13 protein-coding genes are annotated in these 15,453 nt (G+C 69.1%); 8 read left to right on the top strand and 5 right to left on the bottom strand.

From position 1 onward, the window contains the following. Positions 1-6: 6 nt before the first annotated feature. Entirely contained in the window at positions 7-1,398 is a 1,392-nt protein-coding gene (locus HNR28_RS00535; RefSeq protein WP_043679715.1) for an MFS transporter, read from the top strand. 12 nt (positions 1,399-1,410) lie between these two features. Here the strand turns inward: HNR28_RS00535 and HNR28_RS00530 are convergent, their stop codons facing one another. Both HNR28_RS00530 and HNR28_RS00525 read right to left on the bottom strand, forming a co-directional pair. Then, a complete protein-coding gene (locus tag HNR28_RS00530; RefSeq protein ID WP_170288492.1) occupies positions 1,411-4,011 on the bottom strand; it encodes an EAL domain-containing protein in 2,601 nt (866 codons plus the stop codon). A gap of 140 nt (positions 4,012-4,151) precedes the next feature. Beyond that, on the bottom strand, positions 4,152-5,069 hold the full coding sequence (locus tag HNR28_RS00525) for a LysR family transcriptional regulator (RefSeq protein ID WP_043679720.1): 918 nt from the start codon (positions 5,067-5,069) through the stop codon (positions 4,152-4,154). Positions 5,070-5,225: 156 nt separating this feature from the next. Between HNR28_RS00525 and HNR28_RS00520 the strand changes: the two genes are divergently transcribed. From HNR28_RS00520 to hmgA, 6 genes are all read left to right on the top strand, one after another. After that, positions 5,226-5,780, top strand: a complete 555-nt coding sequence (locus tag HNR28_RS00520; protein WP_158386221.1) for a TRAP transporter small permease — start codon at positions 5,226-5,228, stop codon at positions 5,778-5,780. Next, positions 5,777-7,054: a TRAP transporter large permease gene (locus tag HNR28_RS00515; protein ID WP_043679723.1), complete on the top strand. Its 1,278-nt coding sequence runs from the start codon at positions 5,777-5,779 to the stop codon at positions 7,052-7,054. The genes HNR28_RS00520 and HNR28_RS00515 overlap by 4 nt, the downstream gene beginning before the upstream one ends. 40 nt (positions 7,055-7,094) lie before the next feature. Beyond that, positions 7,095-8,075 carry a TRAP transporter substrate-binding protein gene (locus HNR28_RS00510; protein WP_043679726.1) on the top strand — a complete coding sequence of 327 codons (981 nt, stop codon included), beginning with the start codon at positions 7,095-7,097 and terminating at the stop codon, positions 8,073-8,075. A gap of 73 nt (positions 8,076-8,148) precedes the next feature. Next, positions 8,149-9,168, top strand: a complete 1,020-nt coding sequence (locus tag HNR28_RS00505) for a fumarylacetoacetate hydrolase family protein (RefSeq protein WP_043679729.1) — start codon at positions 8,149-8,151, stop codon at positions 9,166-9,168. 17 nt (positions 9,169-9,185) lie between these two features. After that, positions 9,186-9,827, top strand: a complete 642-nt coding sequence (gene maiA / locus HNR28_RS00500) for a maleylacetoacetate isomerase (protein ID WP_148305019.1) — start codon at positions 9,186-9,188, stop codon at positions 9,825-9,827. A 100-nt stretch (positions 9,828-9,927) separates the two neighbouring features. Beyond that, positions 9,928-11,226 carry a homogentisate 1,2-dioxygenase gene (gene hmgA / locus HNR28_RS00495; protein ID WP_151024956.1) on the top strand — a complete coding sequence of 433 codons (1,299 nt, stop codon included), beginning with the start codon at positions 9,928-9,930 and terminating at the stop codon, positions 11,224-11,226. A 99-nt stretch (positions 11,227-11,325) separates the two neighbouring features. On the opposite strand, the gene HNR28_RS00490 is transcribed toward hmgA, so the two are convergent. Then, entirely contained in the window at positions 11,326-12,456 is a 1,131-nt protein-coding gene (locus tag HNR28_RS00490; protein WP_043679737.1) for a homogentisate 1,2-dioxygenase, read from the bottom strand. Between the two features lie 149 nt (positions 12,457-12,605). Here HNR28_RS00490 and HNR28_RS00485 point away from each other — a divergent pair, with 149 nt between their 5' ends. Further along, positions 12,606-13,331 carry an IclR family transcriptional regulator gene (locus HNR28_RS00485; RefSeq protein ID WP_170288493.1) on the top strand — a complete coding sequence of 242 codons (726 nt, stop codon included), beginning with the start codon at positions 12,606-12,608 and terminating at the stop codon, positions 13,329-13,331. 43 nt (positions 13,332-13,374) lie between these two features. On the opposite strand, the gene paaX is transcribed toward HNR28_RS00485, so the two are convergent. Then, entirely contained in the window at positions 13,375-14,331 is a 957-nt protein-coding gene (gene paaX, locus HNR28_RS00480) for a phenylacetic acid degradation operon negative regulatory protein PaaX (RefSeq protein ID WP_184142424.1), read from the bottom strand. Positions 14,332-14,389: 58 nt separating this feature from the next. Beyond that, entirely contained in the window at positions 14,390-15,421 is a 1,032-nt protein-coding gene (locus tag HNR28_RS00475) for a 2Fe-2S iron-sulfur cluster-binding protein (RefSeq protein WP_043679740.1), read from the bottom strand. Positions 15,422-15,453 lie beyond the last annotated feature (32 nt).

The raw sequence follows: 15,453 nt of genomic DNA, 5'->3' as shown, positions 1-15,453 counted from the left end.
GCTCATATGACCGCCCCTGTGGCTCGTGCCGCCACGGCGCCCGTGCGCCGCAAGACTGTTTTCGCCATCATCGCCATGGCGTTGCTCATGATGTCGATCGATTCGACCATCGTGGCGACGGCATTGCACGCGATCCAGCAGGGGCTGCATACCTCGATCAACCTGGCGAGCCTGACCATCACGGCCTATTCCTTCGGTTTCGTGCTGATGCTGCCCATCAGCGGCAAGCTGGCCGAGCGGTTCGGCCGTCGCCAGGTCTTCGTGGCCTCCACGCTGGCATTCACGCTGGCCTCGTTCGGCTGCGGCATGGCCGACAACATCTATCTGCTGATCGTGCTGCGGGCCATCCAGGCCGCGGGCGGCGCCGGGTTCACCCCCACGGCCACCGGCATCATCGTGGAGCACTTCGGCGCCGCGCGCGACCGCTACGTCAGCCTGTTCGGCAGCATCTTCCCGGTGGGCGCGATGATCGGCCCGGTCTTTGGCGGGTATTTCGTCGCGTATTCGTCCTGGCGCGACGTGTTCTATGTGAACGTGCCCATCGGCCTGGTCATTTTTTTCCTGGCCCTCCGTTTCATTCCCCACGATCCGCCGTCCGAGGACCGCACCCGCCGCAAGATGGACGTGCCGGGGATCGTGCTGCTGGGCCTGAGCCTGCTGTCGGGCATGCTGGCGGCCACCGTTCTGGGCGAGCGCCAGGGCGGCGACAGCCTGCTCGGGTTCCTGGGGCTCCTGCTGGTGGCGGTGCTCTCGCTGCTGTTCTTCCTTCGCCATATCCGCCGCACGGCCGCCCCCTTCATCGCGCCCCGGCTGATCTACGGCCGCCACTTCGGCGTCGTGAATCTGGTGAACGTGATCTTCAGCGGCTTCGTGGTGGGCGCCATGGCGCTGGTGCCGTTGTACGCCACCAGCCAGTACGGTATCGATGCCGTGGGATCCGGCACGCTGCTCACGGCCCAGGGGGCCGCGGCCATGATCTGTTCCCTGGCGGCGGTGGCGCTGCTGCGCCGCACCGGCTATCACCTGCCGCTCTACGTGGGCAGTGCCGTCAGCATCGTGGGGCTGGTGGGGCTGGCGCTGCCACCGCTGGCGGGCACGCCCTATGCCTGGCTGGCGTTCTCGGCCTTCCTGGTCGGAGCGGGCAACGGCACCATCAATCCGGCCATGCGCAATGCCGGCCTGCAACTGGCGCCCGAATCGTCGTCGATGCTGGCGGCGCTGCGCACCTTGTCGCTGCAGACCGGTTCCATCGCCACGATCTCGATGGTGGCGGCGTTCCTGGCGTATCAGAGCAATCCCGGCGAGATCCTGGCGTGGGTCTATGCGATCCTGGCCGTCATCCGGCTGCTGGCGCTGGCTCTGGTGAAGTACGTCCCGGAACAGCGGGGCGCCTGGTAGGGCGCGATCCGTCTATCTCAGCCGCCCGCGCCGCAGGCGCACGATGCTGATCCAGGCGTCGATCGGCATGGGGCGGGCCAGCAGGTAGCCCTGCATCGCGTCGCAGCCGTGCTGCGCCAGGAAGGCGGCCTGGGGCTCGTCTTCCACGCCTTCGGCGACGACCCAGAAATCCAGCTGTCCGGCCATGGCGAGGATCAGGCGGGCGATGGCGATGCTGTCGGGGTCGTCGGGCAGGTTGCGGATCAGGCTCTGGTCGATCTTCAGCTCGAAGATGGGCAGCCGCATCAGGCAGGACAGATTGGAGTAGCCGGTGCCGAAATCGTCGATGGAAAAGCGGATGCCCAGGCGGTTCAGCTCGCGCATGCGCCGCGCCGTGGCCTCGACGTCCTGGATCCAGACGCCTTCCGTGATCTCGAAGATCATCCGGTTGCCGGGCGCGCCGGTGCGTTTCAGCAGGCCGCGCACGGCCTCGCCGAAGCCCGGGTCCATCAGGACCTTGGGGCTGATGTTGACGGAGACCGGATAGATCTCGTCCAGGTCCTGCAGGTTCAGCAAGGCGCGGCAGGCCACGTCCAGCGACCAGTAGGTCAGGTGGTTGATGAGGCTGCTTTCCTCGGCCAGGGGCACGAACAGGCCGGGCGAGACCGGGCCGTGCTCGGGGTGCGTCCAGCGCGCCAGCAGTTCCGCGCCCGTGACCCGGCCGTCGCGCGCGTACTGCGGCTGGATGTGCATGGCGAGCTGGGACGTGTTCAGGGCCAGGGTCAGGTCCTTTTCCATCCACAGGCGCTGCTCGAATTCGGTCTGCAGCGTGTGGTCGTAGAAGACGGTCCGGTTGCCGCCCAGCTGCTTGGCGCGCTGCATGGCCAGGTCGGCCTCGCGGATGGCGTCGCCGGCCGACGCGCCGCCGGCGTGCAGCAGGGTCAGGCCGATGCTGGCGGTGAAGACGCAGGCCTGCTCGCCCGGCTCCAGCGGCGTCGAGGCCAGGACGCGCCGCAGCCGTTCGGCGATCTTCAGCGCCTGGCGGGCGCCGGCGTCCGGGTCCGCGTCCAGCCGCGTGAGCAGCACCATGAATTCGTCGCCGCTGATGCGCGAGACCGTGTCCTGCTCCAGCGTGTGCTCCATCAGGCGGCGCGCCACTTCCTTCAGCACCTGGTCGCCGATGGCGTGGCTGCGGCTGTCGTTGAGCTTCTTGAAGCCGTCCAGGTCCAGGACCAGCACGGCGCCGCAGCCGCCTTCGAGGCGCGCGTCGAGCAGCGTGCGTTCCAGCCGGTCCAGCAGCAGGATGCGGTTGGGCAGGCCGGTCAGGGGATCGTGGAAGGCGTTGTGGCGCGCCAGTTCCTCGGCCCGCATGCGGGCGGTGATGTCGGTCAGGATCGTGCAGTACATGTCGGTCGCGCCGGCCGGATCGTACAGCGGCATCTTGACGGAGCGGAAGGTATGCACGCGGCCCGTCCGGGCGGAGGGCCGCCGTTCCTGGGCGACGAGGGTTTCGCCCCGTTTCAGGGCCGCGAGATCGGCGGCCGCGATGCCGTCGGCGCGCACGGGGCCGGGGGCCTGGCGGGGGTCGAGCGCCGCCGCCGGCGGGGCGGCGGGCAGTCCGGAGAATTCGCGGAACGGCCGGTTGGCGTAGCGGCAGCGCCGGTCGCCGTCCTCGATGCAGATGAGGTCGTCGATGTGGTCGAGCACGACGGCCAGGCGGTGGCCGGCCGTGCGCAGGCGCCGTCCTTCGCGGCGGGCCCGGCAGCGGACGTAGGCGGCGTAGGCCAGGGCGGCCAGCGCGGCGAGGACGGCGGCGGCCAGGACCTCCGGCCCGTATCCGGGCTGCGCCGCCGCGTCGGCCGGGCGCATTTTGGCATTGTCCCAGCGGGTCAGGATGCGGTAGTAGACGGAATCGGAGTCGGCCTTCCAGGCGCCCAGATGGCGCTCGATCGCCCGCAGGACGTCGGCGTTGCGGCCCTTGGGCGCGGCGTAATAGATGCCCGACGGCAGTAAGATGATGGGCGTGGCCGCGAGGCCGTACTGCGCGGCCGTGGCGTTGCCGTAGAAGAAATCGGAGGCGACGGCGTCGGCCCGGCCCGCCTGGGCGAGCTGGAAGCCCTGGATCAGCGAATCCACGGGAACCAGGCGGGGCCGGACGCCGAGGCCGGGCAGCATGGTTTCCAGGTAGCCGTATTCGACCGATCCCGCCAGGGCGGCCAGCCGCAGCCCGTTCAGGTCCTGGATGGCGTGGATGTCCTCGCCCTTGCGCACGTAGATGCGGGTCCAGGTCTGCAGGACCGGCGTCTGGTGGAAGTCGAAGAAGGCCGCGCGGTCGGAGGTCAGGGACACCGCGGGCAGCAGGTCGAGCTCGCCCTCCCGCAGCCTGCGCAGGCAGTCCTGCCATTCGCAGAGTTCGGTCTTCAGCGTCCAGCCTTCCCGGCGCGCGATCTCGGACAGGATGTTGCCCAGGACGCCGTCCGGCTGCCCGTTGGGCGCGGCCGAGAGCAGCGGGCCCATGTCGCTGACGCCGATCGTCAGCGTCGTGGCCCGGGACGGATGCGGCGCGAGGCAGGCCGATCCCAGGAGGAAGAACAGGCAGGCGCGCGCGCTGACGGAACGGAAGCTGGCTTTCATCGGCGTTTCCCATGGGCCCTGGGGATTCTCCGGGCGAGCCCGTCCGGAGGATTCCATGCCGATCGATCTGGATTCGATTATAGGGGGCGTGCCGGACGGGATGGCGCGGGGCGGGGCGGTTGCACCGCCGAAACCGCGGTTTACCCGGGATTCCCCCAGTCCCGTTCGTCCACGTGCGCGTGCAGATGCCGCACGAAGGCCTGGGTGGCCGGCGGCGGGCTGGCGTGCAGGCGGTTGTAGACGAAGAACTGACGGCGGATCACCGGATCCTGCAGCGGTCGCATGCGCAGGCCGTACAGGTCCACCAGGGTCCGCGCGTAGGGCAACCCCGCCGTCACGCCCAGGCCGGCGCTCACCATGCTGAGCGCGGTGCTCATGAAGGCCACCTCGTGGCTGGGGTGGATGGCGGGGATTTCGCTTTCGGCCTGCCGGTACAGGTCCAGCGCCAGCCGGTTCGTGAACTGGCCCTGCAGGGCGATCAGGGGATAGCGCACCAGGTCGGCCCAGCGGATGCGCTCCAGGGATTCCAGCGGGTGGCCCGGCGGAAACACGGCCATGAAGGGCAGGTCGAACAGGGGATCGGCCGCCATGTCGGTCAGCCCTTCGCGGTGGGGGCCGATGCTGACGTCCACCTCGCCGCGCACCGCCTGGGCGATGGCGTTCTCGACGGCGCAGTCGAGCAGGTGGACCTGGATGTCGGGGTGCTCGCGGCGGAAGCTGGCGATGACCTCCGGAATCAGGGTGCTGGCCATCAGCTGGGGGGCGGCGATGCGCACGATGCCGCGGCGCAGGCGCTTGAGGTTGTCGATGTTTTCCAGCGCGCCGTCCAGGTCGCGCAGGATGCGGGTGGCGACGGAATGGAATTCGCGCCCGACTTCCGACAGCTGGATGCGGCGGGTGTTGCGGTCCACCAGGCGCACGCCCAGCTGGGTCTCCAGTTCCTTGATCAGGCCGCTCAGGGCCGACTGGGTGATGTGCAGGGATTCGGCCGCCCGGGTGAAGCCCCCCGTGCGGGCCAGCGCCGTGAAGGCGCGCAACTGGCGCAGTGTCACTTCCATCGGATTTCTCTATGAATCGATGAATAAAAACTGTTTGTATGATAGCTGGAAACTGCGTCTAATAGGGCATCACAAGCAAAAGCGATGCGCCGGCGCCGCCGTGGCCGCATCCGCACAGGAGACACGCCATGCCTTTCTCCCACCGGGATGAAGCCGATGATGAATGATGCCGCCCGCCTGATCATCCGCGGCTTCGAGATCCTGATCGTCGCCTGCCTGGCGATCATGGGCCTCCTGGTCTTCGGCAACGTCGTCTTGCGCTACGCCTTCAATTCCGGCATCGCCATTTCCGAGGAACTGTCGCGCCTGCTGTTCGTCTGGCTGATCTTCATGGGCGCGGTGCTGGCCTCGGCGCGGCGCATCCACATCGGCTTCGACACGCTGCAGCAGGCCGTCGGGCCGCGCGCGCGCCGGGCGCTGGTGGTCTTCACGGGCGCCCTGATCCTGGCCGGCTGCGCGATCTTCATCGTCGGCGGCTGGCGCCAGACCGTGATCAACCTGGGCAACACCTACCCGGTCCTGGGCATTTCCTACGCCTGGCTGTACGGCACCGCGCTGGTGTTCGGGGTGGCGCTGATCTTCCCGGTGTGCAACAACATCCGCCGGGCGCTGATCGGCATCGACGACGGCCTCACCGAAAACCTGGCCGACCGCATCGAAGGCCTGGCCGAGCGGATCGAGGATGATGCCGCGAAGGGAGACGGCAAATGACCGCGCTCGTCTTCCTCGGCTCGCTGCTGGGCCTGATCGCGCTGGGCCTGCCGATCGCCTTCGCCCTGATGTTCGCCGGGGTGGCGCTGATGCTGCTGACCGGGCAGTTCGACGCCCAGATCGTGGTGCAGAACGCCGTCGCCGGCGCCGACAATTTCGTGCTGATGGCCGTGCCGTTCTTCATCCTGGCGGGCGAGTTCATGAACGCCGGCGGCCTGTCCAGGCGCATCGTGGACATGGCCAGCGCCTTCGTCGGCCACCTGCGCGGCGGCCTGGGCTACGTGGCGATCTGCGCCGGCATCCTGCTGGCCAGCCTGTCGGGCTCCGCGGTGGCGGACACGGCCGCGCTCGCCGCCATCCTGGTGCCCATGATGCGCCAGGCCGGCTACGATCCGGCGCGCGCCTGCGGCCTGATGGCCGCCAGCGGCATCATCGCGCCGGTCATTCCGCCGTCGATCGGCTTCCTCATCTTCGGCGTGGTGGCCAACGTGTCGATCACCCGGCTGTTCCTGGCCGGCATCGTGCCCGGCGTGCTGATGGGGCTGTTCCTGACCGTGGCCTGGTGGTTCGTCGCCCGGCGGCAGAAAGTGGCGCTGACGCCCCGGGTGTCCTGGGGGCAGCGCCTGCGCCTGCTGGGGCAGGGCGGCTGGGCGCTGATGCTGCCGGTCATCATCATCGGCGGCCTGCGCTTCGGCATCTTCACGCCGACCGAGTCCGCCGTGGTGGCGGCCGCCTACGCGCTGTTCGTCGGCCTGGTGGTGTACCGGGAACTCAGCTGGCGCAAGGTCTACGAGTGCCTGCTGTCCACGGCGCAGACGACTTCCGTGGTGCTGCTGCTGGCCGCGCTGGCGATGGTCGCGTCCTACATGATCACCATCACCGACATCTCCGGCCAGGTGGGCGGCTGGCTGACCGCGCTGTCGGACCACCCGCTGGTGCTGGTCGCCGCCATGATGGTGGTGGTGTTCTTCGCCGGGATGGTGCTGGACTTCATCCCCATCGTGCTGATCTTCACGCCGGTGTTCATGCCCATCATCCAGGCGGCCGACATCGACCCCGTGTATTTCGGCGTGATCTTCATCATGAACTGCTCGATCGGCATGATCACGCCGCCCGTGGGCGTGGTGCTCAACGTCGTCAGCTCCGTGGGCAAGGTGTCCATGGCGCAGGCCACGCGCGGCATCGGGCCGTTCCTGCTGGCCCTGCTCGCGCTGCTGATCGCCCTGATCCTGTTCCCCGAACTGGTGACCGTGCCCGCCCAGTGGTGGCGCTAGCGTCCGCCGCCCCATCCGCTTCCACCCGAGGAGACATCCCATGAAAATCCGCACCACCCTGCTCGTCGGCCTGCTGGCCGCGACGCTGTCCGGCTCCGCCTGGGCGGCCGTCACCGCGAAATTCGCCGTCACCCTGCCGGAAAAATCCCACCAGGGCCAGGGCGTGGCCAAGTTCGTCGAACTGGTCAAGGCCAAGAGCCACGGCGAGATCGACATCAAGCCCTACTACAGCGGCGCGCTGGGCAACGACGTGCAGGTGACCTCCGCCCTGCAGGGCGGCACGATCGAGTTCACCGTGCCCCAGACTACCACCCTGACGGGCATGGTCAAGGCCTACGAAATCCTGGACTTCCCCTTCCTGTTCAAGAACAGCGAGCAGGCGGAGAAGGTGCTGGACGGCCCGGTGGGCCAGAAGCTGCTGGAAACCCTGCCCGCGCACGGGCTGGTGGGCCTGGCGTACTGGGAAAACGGCTTCTTCAACGCCACCAACAGCAAGCATCCGATCGCCAAGGCCGAGGACTTCGAGGGCCTCAAGTTCCGTTCGATCCAGGCCAAGATCACCCAGGAGACCATCAAGGCCCTGGGCGCCAATCCGGTGCCGCTGGCCGTGCCCGAGCTCTACACCGCGCTGGAGACGCGCACCATCGACGGCCAGGGCACGCCCAACGCCGTGATCGCCGCGCTCAAGCTCTATGAAGTGCAGAAATACCTGTCCATCACGCGCCACAGCTACGGCGCCTTCATCCCGCTGGTGTCCAAGGCCTTCTGGGACAAGCTCACTCCCGAGCAGCAGCAGATCCTGAAGGATTCCGCCGTCGAGGCCCGCACCTACCAGCGCCAGGTCGCGCGCGCCCAGGCCCAGTCCGCCAAGGAAACCATGGCCAAGCACGGCATGGAGATCAACGAGGTCAGCGATGCCGAGCACGACCGCATGCGCGCGCGGGTGCAGCCGGTGTGGCAGATGTTCATCCCCAGCGTGGGCCAGGATCTGTTCGACCAGGTCCAGGCCGAGTTGAAGTAAGCCCGTCCCTGGGCGCGGGGCCGCCGCTCCGCGCTTCCGGGCGCGCCCCGGCGGCCCGGCAACCGGAGTTTCCATGAAGTTTGCCACCTTGAAAAACGAGTCGCGCGACGGCCGCCTGGTCGTCGTGTCCCGGGACCTGGCGCGCTGCGTCGCCGTGCCCGAGATCGCGCCCACCCTGCAGGCGGCGCTGGACGACTGGGACGCCTGCCTGCCGGCCCTGCGCGCCGTCTCCGAGCGGCTCGACGCGGGACGGCACGAGGCGGCCCGCCCCTTCGATCAGGCCGCCTGCCATTCCCCGCTGCCGCGCGCCTATCAATGGGCGGACGGCTCCGCCTACCTGAACCACGTGGAGCTGGTGCGCCGCGCGCGCAACAGCCAGGTGCCGGAATCCTTCTTCACCGATCCGCTGATGTACCAGGGCGGCTCGGACAGCTTCATCGGCCCGCGCGACCCCATCGTCGCCGACACGGAGGACTGGGGCATCGACATGGAGGCCGAGGTCGCCGTCGTCACGGGCGACGTGCCCATGGGCGCGAGCCCGGCGCAGGCCGCCGGCGCGATCCGCCTGCTGATGCTGGTCAACGACGTGTCCCTGCGCGGCCTGATCCCCGGGGAGCTGGCCAAGGGCTTCGGCTTCTTCCAGTCCAAGCCGGCCAGCGCGTTCTCCCCGGTCGCCGTCACGCCCGACGAACTGGGGACCGCCTGGCGCGACGGCAAGGTCCACCTGCCGCTGCGGGTCGAGCTGAACGGCGAGCCCTTCGGCTGCCCGGACGCGGGCCAGGACATGAGCTTCGCCTTCCCGCAGCTGATCGCGCACGCCGCGCGCACGCGCCGGCTGGCGGCCGGCAGCATCATCGGCTCGGGCACGGTGTCCAACAAGCAGGGCGGGCTGCACGGCTCCAGCATCCGCAACGGCGGGGTGGGCTACTGCTGCATCGCCGAAGTGCGCATGTACGAGACCATCGAGGGCGGCGCCCCGGCCACGCCCTTCATGCGCTTCGGCGACCGGGTGCGCATCCACATGAGCGACGCCCGGGGCGAGGACATCTTCGGCGTCATCGAGCAGACGGTCGAGCGCCGCCCGGGCGCTTGAGGGGAGCCGTACCCATGCTGCAGCTCTATTCCTATTTCCGCAGTTCGGCGGCCTACCGCGTCCGGATCGCATTGGCCCTGAAGGGCCTGGATTACCAGGTCGTTCCGGTGCACCTGCTGCGCCACGGCGGCGAGCAGTTCGGCGAGGACTACCGGCGCCGCAATCCGGAAGGCCTGGTGCCGGCGCTGGCCGAGGGCGAGCGGGTGCTGACCCAGTCCCTGGCGATCATGGAGTACCTGGACGAGACGCACGGCCCCGCCTCCCTGCTGCCTGCCGACGCGCCGGGCCGCGCGCGGGTGCGCGCCCTGGCGCTGCACGTCGCCTGCGACATCCATCCGCTGAACAATCTGCGCGTCCTGCGCTGGCTGGCGCACCAACTGAAGATCGAGCAGTCCGTGCGCGACGACTGGTACCGCCATTGGGTGGAGCTGGGCTTCCGCGCGCTGGAGGCCCAGCTGCAGTCGCCCGCGACGGGGCGCTGCTGCCACGGCGACGAACCGGGCCTGGCCGATTGCTGCCTGGTGCCCCAGGTCTACAATGCGCGCCGCTACGACGTGGATCTGTCGGCCTTTCCGACGATCGCGCGCATCGCGGCGCATTGCGAATCGCTGCCCGCCTTCCAGGCGGCGCATCCGGACGCGCAGCCGGACGCGGAGTGACGGAGCGGCCGGCGGGGCGCCGTCCGTGGACGCGGGCCGCGGCCCCCGCGGAGCCGGTGCGCGCGAAGCGGCCGCCGGCCGTGTTTTTCGGGAGATCATCATGAGCACCACCCCTTCCCTGGAATACCAGAGCGGATTCGGCAACGAATTCGCCACCGAGGCCCTGCCCGGCGCGCTGCCGGCGGGCCGCAATTCCCCCCAGCGGGCCCCCTACGGCCTGTATGCCGAGCAGCTGTCGGGCACGGCCTTCACCGCGCCGCGCCACGCCAACCGGCGATCCTGGCTCTACCGCATCCGGCCGGCGGCCACGCACGGACCGTTCGAGCCGTCCTCCGCGGGCGCGCGCTGGCTGAGCCGCTACGACGAGGTCCCCACGCCGCCCGACCCGCTGCGCTGGGATCCGCTGCCGCTGCCCGGCGAGGACGCGGCCACGGATTTCGTGGACGGCATGGTGACCATGGGCGGCAACGCCGGCTGCGGCATCCACCTGTACGCCGCCAACCGCTCGATGCGGGACCGCTATTTCTACGACGCCGACGGCGAACTGCTGATCGTGCCGCAGCAGGGGCGCCTGGAGCTGGCGACCGAGCTGGGCGTGCTGCGGGTCGAGCCCCAGGAGATCGCCGTCGTCCCGCGCGGCGTGCGCTTCCAGGTGCGCCTGCCCGACGGCGCGGCGCGCGGCTACGTGTGCGAGAATCCCGGCGCGCATTTCCGCCTGCCCGACTTGGGCGTCATCGGCTCCAACGGCCTGGCCAACCCGCGCGATTTCCTCGCGCCCGTGGCCGCCTACGAAGACCTGGAGGGCGACTTCGAGCTGCTGGCGAAGTTCCAGGGCCGCTTCTGGAGCGCCCGCATGGATCATTCGCCCCTGGACGTGGTGGCCTGGCACGGCAACGACACGCCCTACAAGTACGACCTGCGCCGCTTCAACGCGATCGGCTCGATCACCTACGACCATCCGGATCCGTCGATCTTCCTGGTGCTGCACGCGCCCAGTGCCGTGCCGGGCGTGGACACCATCGATTTCGTCGCCTTCGCCCCGCGCATCCTGGCGATGCGGGACACGTTCCGGCCGCCCTGGTTCCACCGCAACCTGGCGGGCGAATTCATGGGCCTGGTGTACGGCCGCTACGACGCCAAGGCCGAGGGCTTCCTGCCCGGCGGCGCCTCGCTGCACAACACCATGACCGGCCACGGCCCCGACGCCGAGACCTTCGCCAAGGCCAGCGCGGCGGACACGTCCAAGCCGGACATCATCGCGGACACCATGGTGTTCATGTTCGAGACGCCGGTGGCGATCCAGGCCACCCGCCAGGCCCTGGAATCGCCGCAGCGGCAGCGGGAATACTACCGCTGCTGGCAGGGGCTGAAGAAGCACTTCGATCCGGCCAAGCGGTAGAACGCCCCTGCCTGCTCCCGTCGATCAAAAAAGATCGAGGGGAGCAGGGTGGAGGGGCGTGGCGCCGCCCGACTCGGCTTCCCGACTTAAGAACTCAATTCATTCCTTCCACGAATCCAGGTACCCCGGCACCTTCACGCCTTCGGGGAACGTATCCAGTTCCAGCGGATAGCGCGAATCGATCATCACCGCGACCTCGTCGGTGTACTTGCGCTCGCCCTTGTTGTTGGCCGCGGCGGCCGCGTAGGCCTTGGGGTGCGGGCCATGGTGGAAGCCCGAGGGGTGCAGCGTGAACATCCCCGGCTTGATGTTGTCGCGGCTGAAGAAATTGCCCTGGTGGTAGAAGATCGACTCGTCGAACTCGTCGTTGTTGTGATAGAAGGGCACCTTCAGCGCGCCCGGGTCGCTTTCGATGGGGCGCGGCGCGAAGGTGCAGACGATGATGGTGTTCGACAGGAAGGTCGCGTGCACCGTCGGCGGCAGGTGGTAGCGGTCCGACAGCAGCTCGCGGATGTCGCGCCAGTTCAGCTTCACCGGCACGCAGTCGCCGTGCCAGCCGGCCGTGTCCAGGAAATTGTAGGGGAAGGTCACCGTCGTGACCTGCTGGCGGCGCTTGGCGCGCACGCGGGTCTCGTGCTCGCCGTACTGCGCCTTGTAGGCTTCGTCGATCTTCGGCGTGTCCAGCACGGCCAGGTCGAACTGCGCGTGGCGGCCGGTGATGCCGCGTTCGGGGATCTGGAACAGGTCCTCGGTGGCCTCGATGGTCAGGACCTCGTTGCGCACCGATGTTTCCAGGCGCCAGGTGGTGCCGCGCGGGATGTTGATGTAGTCGCCCTCGCGGTAGCTCATGTGGCCGTAGTCGCAGAAGAACTCGCCCTCGCCGCGGTGGAAGAACAGGATCATGTCGCCGTCGCCGTTGCGCGCCAGGTCCGGCATGGACACGTCGAATTTCCAGAAACAGACCTGCGTCTGGCCATTGTGCATGAAGCGCCGTGCCTTCCAGGGGCAGGGCGCGCTGTCGTCCAGGCGGTTCAGGTCCAGCAGGGTGAGCTCCAGCGGGCCTTCCCATTTCGTCCATCCGGTGGGCTTGTGCGTGTGCAGGATGTGGCTGGCCGGGCCGAAGAAGCCGTTGCGGCCGTGCTCGCGTTCGTACAGGCCTTCGGGGATGTCGCAGTGGGCCTGGCGGGTGTGGATGCCTTCGGCCTTGGGGAAGGTGATCGGGTTCTTCATGAGGGTCTCCGATGTTATGAAATGATTAACAGTGTTATTATTCAAACAACACTGATAATCTAAAGCCTGAGGTATGGTGCGTCCAACAGTTTTTGGCGATGAGTGGATCGCCCGGGCTTCTGCTCACTGCCCCGGGGCGAAGGCACGCGATGACGCAGCCCGAGAATGAGATCCAGGGAATCCAGTCCCTGGAGCTGGGCCTGGAGCTGTTCGGCCTGCTGGCCCGCCAGGGACGGCCGTGCGGCCTGTCCGACCTGGCCCGGCAGGCGGGGATGCACCGGGCCAAGGCCTACCGCTACCTGGTGAGCCTGGTGCGGGCCGGATGGGCGCGCCAGGATGCGGCCACCGGTCTGTACGACGTCGGCCCGGTCGTGCGCGACCTGGCGCTGGCGTGGCTGGCCCGCCAGGATCCGATCCGCCTGGCCAGCGCCGAAGCCCGCCTGCTGGCCCAGACGCTGGGGGATACCTGCTTCGTGGCGATCCTGGGACAGGGCGGGGTCACGGCGATCCGGGTGTTCCAGCCGGCCCACACGGTGTCGGTCGGCGTCTCGGAAGGCGCCCTGCTGGACCCGGCCTCCTCGGCCACGGGGCGCCTGTTCGCGGCGTGGCTGCCGGTGGGCACGGAGCCGCTGTCCGAGGCCCTGCGCCGCGACATCCGCGCGCTGGGCCTGGCCGTGGTCGAGGGCGACCACGTGCCCGGCATCAATGCGCTGAGCGCGCCGGTGTTCGACGCCCAGGGGCAACTGCGGCTCAGCCTGACGCTGGTGGGGCCGGCCTCCTCGCTGCCGGCCGATGCGGGCGGCCCGGCGGCCAAGGCGCTGCTGGACGCCAGCCGCCGGGTCACGGCGGCGCTGGGCGGCCTCCCGTCCGCCTGAGTGCCGGCCGCGCGCCCCGGTGCCGGGGCCCGCGCCGCGGCGGTCAGAGCGAGATCGAGGCGAGCGGATCGTCCGAGGGAAAGCGCTGGCAGCCGTCGTCCAGCCGCTCGGGCACGGATCCGTCGGCCAGCTGCATGTGGCCGTCCAGGTGCTGTTCGGAAGGCTCGGCCAGGCGGCGGTACAGTTCGCGGCAGACCATGCGGGCCGACTGCCCCGGCCATTCCGGCGGCAGCAGGACTTCGGGCAGTTCGGGGTCGCGCAGCAGCAGGCGGCGGTAGTCGTGGATCATCAGCACCCGCAGCAGGAAGGCTTCCTCGGGCGCCGGCCTGACGGTGCGGTCGCGCCGCAGTTCGGCCAGCACGGGCAGGTAGTCGGAGACGAAGGCCGCGTAGGATTCGGCCAGGCGGTCGAGGTTCCAGGCGCGCGCGACCAGGTCGGCGTCCGAGGCCGTCAGGGTGATGCGGGCATCGGCCGCGAGCAGGGGCAGCAGGCAGTCCAGCATGTCGCCCAGGCCGTCGGCCACCAGCGTGTCGAAGGCGGCCTCCAGCTGGGTGGAGGGGTGCACGAAGCAGTCGCTGCCCAGGTTGCCGAAGCCCTGCCACTGCAGCGCCTGGCGCAGGCGCTCGCGCTGCCGGGTGTCGAGCTCGCCCACCACCAGGATCAGGCGCCAGCGGCGGTCCCAGATGGGCGCGTGCGACGAATAGATGTGGCGCGAGGCTTCCTCGAAGCGCAGCCGGCCCGAGTCGGTGAGCACGTATTCCGCCCGGCGCCCGTGGGTGTCGGCCTGCAGCCATTGCTCCTTGCTGAGCCGGAAGACCGAGGTGCGCACCAGCCGCTCGTTCAGGCCCAGCGGTTCGAGCAGGCGGATCAGGCTGCCCAGCCAGATGCGTCCGCCCCGCGGCAGGACGGCGTCGCCGAAAACCGACATGATCAGCGAGCCCGCCCGCACCCGCTGCTGCTGGCGGAATCGGTCGATACGGTGCTGGATGGCTGGAATCAAGTGAGTCCTGAAGCGGGCCGCGGCGCTGCCCGGAATGGGTTAGGGGTACATGGGACGGTCAGCGGCCTTCCGCACGGGCGTTCTGGATGGTGAAGAAGCCTTCCTTGTGGATGAGCCGGTCCTGGGCGCCCAGGGCCTTGACGGCGGCCACGCAGTCGTCCACGAAGGCGGTGCCGCCGGCGATGAAGACGCTGTGCGCGGACAGATCGGGGTACAGGCCGGGCAGGATGCTGGTGATGCGCCCGTGCAGGTAGCCTTCCTTCCGTTCACGCGTGAGCGTGATTTTATAGTCAAAATTGCGATGCTTGGTCCGCCACCAGGCCATCATGCCCTGGCCGTAGACGTCGGCCTCGGTGCGGGCGGAGAAGATCATGTCCACCCGCTTGCGGTAGCCGCGCCCCAGGGCCGCCTCGGCCAGGTCCATGATGGGGGCCAGGCCGGTGCCGGCGGCCAGGCAGAGCACCGGCGTCTCGGCCGAGGGGTCGCCGGTGAAGGTGCCGTAGGCGCCGTTCAGCTTGACACTGTCGCCCACCTTGAGCGTGTCGTGGATCCAGCTGCTGGTGACGCCGTCGTCGGCGCGGGCCACCTGCAGGATGATCTCGCCGTCGGGCCGGGGGGCGTTGGCGATGGAATAGGCGCGGCGCGGGATGCCGCTGCGTTCGTCGCCCAGCGTGACGTACTGCCCCGGCCAGTAGCGGATGGGCTGGCCGACCGGGCGCAGGCGCAGTTCGAGCGTGCGCGAGGCCACCTCGCGGCGGTCGATGAGCACGAACAGCGCGTTTTCGCGCGGCGGGATCAGCTTGGGCAGGGCGTCGGCCGTGCCCCATTCGATGACCATTTCCTCCGAGAGCGGCTTGGCCATGCACATCAGGCCGTAGCCCTGGCGGCGTTCCTCGGCGGTGAGCGCCATGTCGAGCACCATGCCCTGGTCGTACTGGCCTTCCAGCACCTTGACCTTGCATTCGCCACAGGCCCCCGCCCGGCAGTTGTTGGGCAGTGCGTAGCCGGCCTTTTCCAGGGCCATCAGTACCGTGTCGCTGCCTTTGCATTCCACGGTTTTGCCGGAGGGTTGAATGACGATGCGTGCCATGAGCGTGTCCGTAATGGAGGTGTGTCAATTGA

Origin of the sequence: Castellaniella defragrans, assembly GCF_014203015.1 — a bacterium.
Lineage (GTDB): Bacteria > Pseudomonadota > Gammaproteobacteria > Burkholderiales > Burkholderiaceae_B > Castellaniella > Castellaniella defragrans.
Note: the sequence above shows the minus strand (reverse complement) of the source record. Positions and strands in the feature narration are given on the sequence as shown.